Genomic DNA, 9,904 nt, shown 5'->3' with positions numbered 1-9,904 from the left:
TAGTGACCCCTACGGGATTCGAACCCGTGTTACCGCCGTGAAAGGGCGGTGTCTTAACCGCTTGACCAAGGGGCCATCTATAAATGGTGAGCCATGAAGGACTCGAACCTTCGACCCTCTGATTAAAAGTCAGATGCTCTACCGACTGAGCTAATGGCTCGGTAATATAAATGGTGTCGTTTCTGTTTATGTATTTCCTGTTGTGACGACGCTTTTGATAATATCATAGAATAGGAAGGTTAGGCAATAGTATTTTAAAATAAAATTTATTTTATTTTAAAGAGAAAGTAAAAAGGCACCGTAAAATTTCCGTGTGCCCCATATTTGTTAATATGTCAAACTGGCAGCAACGATGATCCCCACTACAATAGAAGCTGAAAACAGGCTGAACCCAATTGCAAGGTTCCCTTCTTCTACTTTTTTAGCAACATCAATGGAGGGGGTAAGAATATATTCAATTACTAAATAAGCAATTACTTGGGCTGCAATTCCCACCAGCCCCCAGATAATTGCATCGATGAGGCTTATACTTCCGGACCATACCGTATAAATGACAATGGCAAGGCCAATTGCTTTTCCCCACAATTTCAAGGCAACGGCTAGATTTCCTTCCTTAATCAGTTTTCTCTCGGAAAATTTTGTGGTCAGCGCAAAGGCGATGAGACCCAGTATCATTAGGGAAAAGCCTGTGCCCACGTGCGCCAAAAAATTCAAAAATGCGCCTAGCGAAATAATATCATTCATTCTTTATTTATCCCCCTATTCTTTTTGTAAACCCACGGGCAAAAAATAAGACTCATTATCCGTAATTTGTCCGCCTGCTCTGATCCCTATGGCGCTTGCAGCACCGTTTACCAGGAAACAACCATACATAATATGGGTTGTTTTCCTGCCGCTATCTGTTCTAACTTCGTATTCCGGAAGTGGAATAAATTTTTGAAAAACAGGAAGGGAGTCTTCATAAGTACGTTGGCGGTCCTGAAGATGCATGTTGCTCTGTTCGTCGAATATCACAACTGTATCGCCTTCACGGCCGAATGATGGCTTCTTTACATATTTACAAGACTCTGAGATAAAAACGTCGGGATCCAAGTATGTAGGCAAAAAGTGGGTTGCTATAATAGCAAGTTCTTCAACCGTAAAAAATTCATTCTTATCTTCATGCAAGCCCCAGATTAATGCTTGAACCGCTTTCGATTGCAGTAAAAATGCTGAAGGCGGATTAATGATGCCAAGTTCATTTTCCCGGGCAAGCTGCATAAGCAAACTGCCTACACTCTCTCCTGTTTCCGGGGCACTGTCTTCAGCTAGATGCTCAATGGGATACGTCTGGCGGTACAGAACGTCCACCTTGTTTCCTTCTGGTGTATAAAGTCCTCGGGACATTATACATTCTCCGTCCATCATTATGTCTTCGTCCAAAAGCTTGAGATCACTAAGCGGAATATACCGTGCTTTAAACCCGCACCTATCCATTAAATAACGTGTCGTTAGGTAATCCTCCTCATGTTCCTGATGTGAAGTGAATATAATCACAGGTGCTGTTAGCCTCTTTGCCTGTTTAATTCGGATAAAATGGCTTCCTGGATAGCTGCCGCCAACTCTTCTTCACATCCTTCATTCGAATTTTGATAGTTCAAGTGGGCACAGAGATACTTATTTACGTGGAAGGTTTCCTTAATGAAAGTGGGGGTGTCTGAATTAATTTCCATTACTTTTATTTCCCGCGCGTTAACAACAAAATCAATCCTTGCAATCACGGATTCTTGTTCAAGTGTTTTTATCCTTGTATAAGAAAGGGTTTCCCGAGGAAAACCAAGTCTCATCAATGTTTCATCATCTAGCATTCTAAGAAGACGGGCCGTTTTGAAAAAAATCCTTCCTGCGTTCTCTGCCGCTCGGCGTATTGCCTGAATCCGTTCCACCGTTTCCAGCTTTATATCAAGCAATGCATATTCACTGTTGTATAAATCATGCCAGAAGTCAGGAATCTGTCCATAGATATCATACCGTTCATTTCTCCAGCTCTGTTTGCAGTTTTTCACCGAAAAACCCACCTTTGGAGCCGCTTCCTATTCCGGATTTGTAATTTTTTTGATAGGCAGAAAATCCCGTCGCCTTATTGAGCAGTGATTTAGACTTATAGTATTTTCCACCATAATAATAAGAACCGTGGTCGATATTCAAGCATCGTCTTTTCCATGATCCTACCTCAATTCATAATCTGGATATTATATATTACGCATTACCAGAAATAGGGTTTCGTAAGTTTTACCATTAAAAAAAGGAACTGCCAAAATAGCAGTTCCGCAGGCTTTTATATCTGGCGCCAAGGGCTTTTTACTACATTTGTTTGTGTACGGTCAGGCCCCACAGAGAAAATCGATAATGGAATGCCAGTTAATTGTGAAACACGTTCAATATAGTGGCGGGCATTTTCAGGAAGTTCGTCAAGTGACCTGCAGCCTGTGATGTCTTCTGTCCATCCTGGAAGCTCTTCATATACAGGCTCACATTCAGAAAGTACCTTTAGGCTTGCTGGAAACTCTTCGATGATTTCTCCCTGGTATTTATAAGCGACGCAAATTTTCAAAGATTCAATTCCAGTAAGCACATCAATAGAGTTCAACGATAAATCAGTGATCCCGCTCACCCGGCGCGCATGGCGGACTACAACGGAGTCAAACCAGCCAACACGGCGTGCACGCCCAGTTGTCGTTCCGTACTCACGGCCGACTTCACGGATTTGGTTACCGATTTCATTGTCCAATTCCGTAGGGAATGGTCCGTCACCAACACGGGTGGTATACGCTTTGCAAACCCCAACAACATGATTGATCTTGGTAGGACCAACGCCTGAACCAATTGTGACACCGCCTGCAACTGGATTTGAAGAAGTGACAAACGGATATGTCCCTTGGTCGATATCAAGCATTACACCTTGGGCCCCTTCAAACAAGACACGGCGGCCCTCATCAAGTGCATCATTCAATACCACTGATGTATCGCATACATACTGTTTAACCTGCTGGCCGTATTCATAATATTCATCAAGAATATCTTCAATCTTAAAGCCATCTGTCTCATAAAAACGTTCCAGGAGCCGGTTTTTTTCTTCTAGATTATGAGCAAGCTTTTCTTCAAATACTTCCCGGTCCAAAAGGTCGGCCATCCGAATTCCGATTCTTGCCGCTTTATCCATATAAGCCGGTCCAATTCCTTTTTTCGTGGTACCAATTTTATTAGCGCCTTTACGCTCTTCTTCCACTTCATCAAGCTTTAAGTGGTAAGGAAGGATCACATGCGCCCTGTTGCTGATGCGCAGATTACCAGTAGTCACACCATGGCTGTGGAGGTATTTCAATTCATTCACTAACGCTTTCGGGTCAACCACCATACCGTTTCCGATGACACAAATTTTATCACTATAGAAAATTCCAGATGGAATGAGATGAAGCTTATACGTCTCGCCGCCAAACTTAATTGTATGACCGGCATTGTTACCCCCTTGGTAACGGGCAATCGCTTCCGCATTTTCTGATAAAAAGTCCGTTATTTTACCTTTTCCTTCGTCTCCCCATTGTGTTCCAACTACTACTACTGATGTCATGCGTTGCACCTCCAAAGTTTCACGTAATACCGGTGCCGCCTGGACAACCGGTTCTTATCAAACAAACTCATTTTATCAGTTTTGCAGTAACAAAGTCAACAAAAACCGAACATTACAAATTTAAATTGTTTATTTGTTCGTAAATTATGTCGTTGTTTCTTTTATGCTATATCCATTGACTGTTCCTTGGCAAGTCCCATTTCTGCTCATATGAAATGCAAGGTGTAACATCCATAACATTTTATCTATTAATTTCTCTTACATGCTGCGTTGCCTTTGTAAAAGCAAAAAACCATCCCTGCATAAAAATAGGGATAGTTTTTTGCTTCACCACTGAAACGCGGTGGATGACTGATTATGCCCCCGGTGGCATTCCCGAGTCATCAAAGCGTGTTTCAAGATTCACAAATTTATTGTATTCCTTCACAAACGCCAAGGATACTGTTCCAACCGGGCCGTTACGCTGCTTGGCAATGATAATTTCAATAATATTTTTATTTTCCGATTCCTTATCATAATAGTCATCACGGTACAAGAAAGCTACAATGTCAGCATCCTGCTCAATACTTCCCGATTCACGGATATCGGACATCATCGGGCGTTTATCCTGACGCTGTTCCACACCACGAGAAAGCTGGGATAAGGCAATAACAGGCACCTGAAGTTCACGGGCCAGTGCCTTTAAAGAACGGGAAATTTCAGATACCTCCTGCTGTCGATTCTCGCCGGATCTGCCATTACCCTGGATCAGCTGCAGATAATCAATCAAGATCATCCCAAGCCCCTGTTCCTGCTTTAGACGGCGGCACTTGGAACGGATGTCTCCAATTCGTACTCCGGGCGTATCATCAATATAGATACCCGCATTTGATAAACTTCCCATTGCCATAGTCAGCTTGCGCCAATCTTCATCCGTCAACGAACCTGTCCGGAGATTCTGGGCGTTGATATTGCCCTCGGCACATAGCATACGCATGACAAGCTGTTCAGCACCCATCTCAAGGCTAAAAATCGCTACGTTCTCTTCCGTTTTCGTAGCCACATTTTGGGCAATATTCAAAGCGAAAGCCGTTTTACCCACGGAGGGACGAGCGGCTACAATGATCAAATCGTTACGCTGAAAGCCCGCTGTCATCCGGTCAAGCTCTGTAAATCCAGTCGGGATACCAGTGATATCCCCTTTTCGGTTGGTTAACACCTCGATATTGTCATAGGTTTTAACCAATACATCCTTGATATTTTGGAAGGCACCCGCATTTTTTCGCTGCGCCACTTCCATAATATTCTTTTCCGCTTCCCCTAACAGGCTTTCTACCTCATCTTCCCGGCTGTAGCCTTCCTGGGCTATATTTGTAGCGGTGCGGATCAATCTACGTAATAACGACTTCTCTTCGACAATCCGTGCATAATATTCGATATTGGCAGCAGTCGGTACGGACCCTGCCAACTCGCTCAAATACGAGACTCCTCCTACTTCTTCCAAAGTTTTGGAGGCCGCCAGCTCTTCAGTGACCGTAATCAAATCTACTGCTTTTCCAAGGTCGTTCAGCTTGATCATGACATTAAAGATCTTTTGATGGGAACTCCGGTAAAAATCTTCAGGAATGAGGATTTCAGACGTAAGAGTAAGAGCAGAAGGCTCTAAGAAAATGGCTCCAATCACCGCTTGTTCGGCTTCAATATTTTGCGGCGGGAGGCGATCTTGAAATAATTCATTCACTCTACTAACCTCCTTTTTCACAGGAAAGGGATTGTTATAATGTAAAACCTCTGTATATAAAACATATGCAAATTATTATTAGCGTAAAAAAATGTGATAGGACATAACGCCCAATCACATTTTTCCTTTACATTCTATTTTAACTAGTTTTATTCCCATAGAAAAGAACTAAAATTAGTTAATTTCTTTAACATGAACTGTAAGAGTTGCCGTAACTTCAGGATGCAATTTTACCGGAAACTTCGTATGGCCAAGGGTGCGAATTCCTTCACTAAGATCCATTTTGCGCTTATCAATTTTGATTTTATGTTTCTTTTGGAGTTCCTCAGCAATTTGCTTTGTTGTAATAGAACCGAAAAGGCGGCCGCCCTCTCCGGCTTTTGCTTGTAGCTCAACAGTAAGCTTTTCAAGTGTTTCCTTTAGTTCCTTGGCCTGTTCAAGCTCTTCAGCTGCTACAACTTTCTGTTTATTCTGTTGTGCTTCCAATGCTTTCATATTCGCATTAGAAGCTTCAACAGCTAATCCTTGTTTTAGAAGGAAGTTTTGCGCATAGCCATCAGACACATTCTTTACTTCCCCTTTTTTACCTTTTCCTTTTACATCCTTTAAAAAAATGACTTTCATTCACTTTGTCCTCCTTCTAAATATTCATTAATCGCTGTTTTTAATCGTTCTTCCGCTTCCTCAATAGATGTGTAGAGCTGCGTGGCCGCATTTGTTAAGTGCCCTCCGCCATCCAGCATTTCCATTATAATTTGTACATTGATGTCCCCAAGGGAGCGCGCGCTGATGCTAACCATATCTTCAGTACGTTTTGCAATCACAAAGGAGGCCGATACTCCATCCATGGTCAAAAGGGTATCTGCCGCCTGGGCAATTAAAACCTGGTGATATAAATCGTCAGGTGTTCCCTTTGCAATTGCAACCCCGTTTTTATAGTAAGAGACTGTTTCAATCAATTTAGACCGCTTAATATACGTATCCACATCTTCTTTCAGAAACTTTTGGACTAGAACAGTATCGGCTCCATGTGCCCGTAAATAAGAGGCTGCATCAAAGGTTCGTGATCCTGTCCTGAGTGTGAAGCTCTTAGTATCGACAATGATACCTGCCAGCAAAGCCGTCGATTCAAGCATGTCGATCTTGCTCCGCTTCGGCTGGTATTCCAAAAGCTCCGTGACTAGCTCGGCCGTAGACGATGCATAGGGTTCCATATAAACGAGCAACGCATTGTTGATAAATTCTTCCCCCCGCCTGTGATGGTCAATCACTACCACTTTATCGACCCGGTTTAGCAGCCGTTCCTCAATTAGCATGGACGGTTTATGGGTATCGACAACCACAAGAAGGGTTTCGTCTGTAATCATCTCAAATGCTTCCTCAGGTGTGATGAAACGGTCAAACAGCTCAGGTTTATTCTTTGTTTCTTCCACTAATCGGCGGACCCCTGTATCGAGCTCGTTAAAATTTATGACGATGTAGGCATCGCGCTCATTCATTTGGGCTACTTTGGTAATCCCGATGGCGGATCCCACCGCATCCATATCCGGATGCTTATGTCCCATGACAATGACTTTGTCACTGTCGAGAACGATATCCTTAAGTGCATGGGATATCACACGGGCACGGACCCTAGTCCGCTTTTCCATTGGATTGGTTTTCCCGCCAAAGAATTTTACTTTCCCATTAACCAATTTAATAGCAACCTGATCACCGCCCCTTCCAAGAGCTAAATCTAGGCTGGACTGTGCGAGTGTACCCAATTCTGGCAGGGAGGAAACACCAGATCCGACACCGATGCTTAATGTAAGAGAAACATTTTGCTTTGCTGTCGTTTCCCTGATTTCGTCGAGAATCGAGAACTTTCCTTTTTCAAGCAGCTGAAGGATACTTTCATTAAATACGGCCATGAACCGGTCCGAAGAAGTTCGTTTAAAAAATACTCCGTTATCCTTGGCCCATTTGTCCAAAAGGGAGGTGACCAGGCTATTCAGGCTGCTTTTTCGCTGGTCATCCATTCCCTGTGTCAATTCATCATAATTATCCAGAGCAATAAAGGCGAGTGCTGTACGTTCATCCTCGTAAAGCTGTTCAATTTCGACCTGTTCGGTCACATCAAAGAAATAGAGCAGCCGTTCTTCCCTTTTATGGATCACTTTGAATTTTCGTGCGCGAAGCGTGATGGTCTCCGTTTCCACTTCTTGTTTAATCAGTGGCACAATGGATTCTGCAACATCATACAACGACCTGCCTACCAGTGAATCCTCGTCAAAACAGGAGGCCAAAAAAGGATTCGTCCACTCGATATAATAGTCATCGTTAATGAGCATAATCCCAATTGGCATTTCAAGAAGTGCCTCTTCGCCCACTTTTTTCAGCCGGTAAGATAAAGTAGAAATATATTCTTCCGTTTCGCGGCGGTTTTTATATTCAATCCTGAGCACCAAGAAGAATAATACAAATAGAAGCACAAGCCCTATTAAAGCAATCCACCAGGAATAATAGGCAACAACTCCAACAAGTGCGAGCGTTGCACCAAGCAAGCCATAAATGGGATACCTAATAGACTGCTTCTGTAGAAAAGATGGCATATTTTCAGCTCCTAAAAGCATGTCTAATTAACATAATTTATGATAACCGATCATTGCTGTTTTTTTCGAAGGACATCCCTAATTGGAAAACCTAAATCAATGATCCCAGCGATTCGGACAAACGCCTGTATGAACGGCAACAATAGAGAAAAGACCAGAATCAGAACGGGAACCACCTTGGCCCAGCCTTTTATATGGCTAAAGAAAAACAACAGAGAGTACCCTTGAATGAGCATCAATAGCTGCAAAACCAAGAGAAGATTGGCAATCACCATGTAGAAATAACTGCCGTCTTCCGGCCGTAGAAAAAAACCAGCTACCATTGTAATTAAATAATACCACAAAAGACTTTTGGGGAGTTGAAGTTCTCTAAATGGAGGCCATGAAACTTTCTTCTCGCTGAATCTTTTGATAAATGGGTGGGAGGCAAGGAATATAAGACCGGCCATTACCATCGCAGTCGTGACCAATAAAGCTGGCAATAAAGTATTCAACATAGTAACCCAATCGTTAAACTGTTTGGTAAGGGTTTCAGGCACTTCTTGGCCCATAGCGGCCATCATATCCATGGACCTCCTAACAGACTCCCTTAACAAGCGAATAAAGTCTTCTATGAAATTGACATTGAAGAACCAGGCTGCTGCCCCGTACATTGCCATGATTCCAATAATAAGAATCAGGACTGCTCCGATATAAACCATATAAGCAGGTTTATCTCTTCTGATTAAAGCCCCGATGGTAACTCCTGTTGCTCCCGTTAGTAAAGTCATCGGAATCGCAGAAATTGTGCCAAACAATGCTGACAGGCAACATGCCACTACAAGAAACCCAATGGACCACCCAAGATCATGCTTAACGGCTGTCAAGATAAAAGGTATTGGCAAAAAGAAAAATAAAGGCATACCCAATAAGGGAATTTGAACGGACAAAAATAATAAAATGCTAAAAAGAGCTAACAGTGCTCCTCCTTCGGCAATCTTTCTTCCATTATACAAACTTCCACAACCTTCTCTATATTAGTAGTACTTTAACAAAATGCAAAGTAAGAGGCTCTCTTGTATTGTAGCCATTTTTTTGGCCATTTTTCAAACGAAGCATCTTTTTATCCATGGGAACACGATAAAAGTGAGGGAACTTGATAAAACTTTTAAAGAAGAAATGTTTTAGAACTGAAAGGACGGGTATATAAAAAATGCAAGGATGATACAATACCAAACAGGAAAGGGACTGATAAACATGAGTTTAACAGCGACTTCAACTGAAGTATTGGATGCCTTGTACGGGAAGTTTTCCCTTCGGGCTAAAGGGACTACGGTGTTGAACCGATATACGCAGCGCTAGAATCTTTTCCCGCTCTTTTCCCACCCACTCCCGCTGAAGAAGTGGGGCGAAAAAAGGCGCGTGCCAACCGGCTGCGCTTTTTTTCGGTGTATGATAACTGCTACATTATTAGATTTAATTAATATAAAGTTTTCCATTGCATTTCAGCAAATTCAAAAAGATCATTTCCACTGCTGCAAGTCTAGAAAATGCTCACTTTTCTCTTGTTCTATGGAGGAAACATAAATTGAACCCTAAAGGCAATGTAAAAATAACCGATATTTCTTCTGTTCATCTCATTTAGATTATGTACTGAACAGATTCAGATCTTATGAAATTAACAGTAAAGTCTTGCTAAAAGTATTCTAGTACAGAAAAACCCTGATTGCCGACTAGCAAACAGGGTTTTTTAGTATTACTCTCCAGCTACGTATGGAAGCAATGCCATAGTACGTGCACGCTTGATAGCAACTGTTAATTTACGTTGGTATTTAGCGCTTGTACCAGTTACACGACGAGGTAAAATCTTACCGCGTTCAGAGATGAACTTCTTAAGAAGATCTACATCTTTGTAATCGATATGAGTAATTCCTTGTGATGTAAAGTAACAAACCTTTTTACGCTTACCGCGTCCTTTACGTCCGCCCATTGCCATAAAAATTC

Annotated in this window: 9 protein-coding genes and 2 tRNA genes; all 11 read right to left on the bottom strand. The window is 42.3% G+C overall.

Features of this window, described 5'->3' with window-relative positions; genetic code table 11:
• Window positions 1–3: 3 nt before the first annotated feature.
• The 11 genes from CUU64_RS14800 to rpsR all read right to left on the bottom strand — a co-directional run bounded on the left by CUU64_RS14800 (window position 4) and on the right by rpsR (window position 9,896).
• Window positions 4–75 (bottom strand) — tRNA-Glu (locus tag CUU64_RS14800).
• A gap of 9 nt (window positions 76–84) precedes the next feature.
• Window positions 85–160, bottom strand: a tRNA-Lys gene (locus CUU64_RS14795).
• A gap of 167 nt (window positions 161–327) precedes the next feature.
• Window positions 328–744 (bottom strand): DUF350 domain-containing protein, encoded by a 417-nt coding sequence (locus CUU64_RS14790; RefSeq protein ID WP_101634363.1) that lies wholly within the window; start codon window positions 742–744, stop codon window positions 328–330.
• A gap of 15 nt (window positions 745–759) precedes the next feature.
• Window positions 760–1,536, bottom strand: a complete 777-nt coding sequence (locus CUU64_RS22675) for a glutathionylspermidine synthase family protein (protein WP_257985542.1) — start codon at window positions 1,534–1,536, stop codon at window positions 760–762.
• A gap of 8 nt (window positions 1,537–1,544) precedes the next feature.
• On the bottom strand, window positions 1,545–2,045 hold the full coding sequence (locus CUU64_RS22670; protein WP_257985541.1) for a glutathionylspermidine synthase family protein: 501 nt from the start codon (window positions 2,043–2,045) through the stop codon (window positions 1,545–1,547).
• Window positions 2,046–2,317: 272 nt separating this feature from the next.
• Window positions 2,318–3,610, bottom strand: coding sequence for an adenylosuccinate synthase (locus tag CUU64_RS14780; protein WP_101634362.1), 1,293 nt, complete (start codon window positions 3,608–3,610; stop codon window positions 2,318–2,320).
• 355 nt (window positions 3,611–3,965) lie between these two features.
• Window positions 3,966–5,330 (bottom strand): replicative DNA helicase, encoded by a 1,365-nt coding sequence (dnaB, locus tag CUU64_RS14775; protein WP_101634361.1) that lies wholly within the window; start codon window positions 5,328–5,330, stop codon window positions 3,966–3,968.
• A gap of 174 nt (window positions 5,331–5,504) precedes the next feature.
• A complete protein-coding gene (rplI, locus tag CUU64_RS14770) occupies window positions 5,505–5,954 on the bottom strand; it encodes a 50S ribosomal protein L9 (protein WP_101634360.1) in 450 nt (149 codons plus the stop codon).
• Window positions 5,951–7,921, bottom strand: coding sequence for a DHH family phosphoesterase (locus CUU64_RS14765; RefSeq protein ID WP_101634359.1), 1,971 nt, complete (start codon window positions 7,919–7,921; stop codon window positions 5,951–5,953). Before CUU64_RS14765 ends, rplI begins: the two co-directional genes overlap by 4 nt.
• 50 nt (window positions 7,922–7,971) lie before the next feature.
• Window positions 7,972–8,916, bottom strand: a complete 945-nt coding sequence (locus CUU64_RS14760) for a YybS family protein (RefSeq protein WP_101634358.1) — start codon at window positions 8,914–8,916, stop codon at window positions 7,972–7,974.
• Between the two features lie 740 nt (window positions 8,917–9,656).
• Window positions 9,657–9,896: a 30S ribosomal protein S18 gene (gene rpsR / locus CUU64_RS14755; RefSeq protein WP_101634357.1), complete on the bottom strand. Its 240-nt coding sequence runs from the start codon at window positions 9,894–9,896 to the stop codon at window positions 9,657–9,659.
• Window positions 9,897–9,904: the final 8 nt, after the last annotated feature.

The organism is Bacillus sp. V5-8f, assembly GCF_002863565.1.
In the GTDB taxonomy this organism is placed as follows: domain Bacteria; phylum Bacillota; class Bacilli; order Bacillales; family DSM-1321; genus Peribacillus.
The sequence above is the reverse complement of the archived record's forward strand: the minus strand, read 5'-3'. Positions and strand labels throughout refer to the sequence as shown.

Coding starts and splice junctions, on each gene's coding strand:
- CUU64_RS14790 (WP_101634363.1), bottom strand. CDS start 744: ATGAATGATATTATTTCGCTAGGCGCATTTTTGAATTTTTTGGCGCAC.
- CUU64_RS14780 (WP_101634362.1), bottom strand. CDS start 3,610: ATGACATCAGTAGTAGTAGTTGGAACACAATGGGGAGACGAAGGAAAA.
- rplI (WP_101634360.1), bottom strand. CDS start 5,954: ATGAAAGTCATTTTTTTAAAGGATGTAAAAGGAAAAGGTAAAAAAGGG.
- CUU64_RS14765 (WP_101634359.1), bottom strand. CDS start 7,921: ATGCCATCTTTTCTACAGAAGCAGTCTATTAGGTATCCCATTTATGGC.
- rpsR (WP_101634357.1), bottom strand. CDS start 9,896: ATGGCAATGGGCGGACGTAAAGGACGCGGTAAGCGTAAAAAGGTTTGT.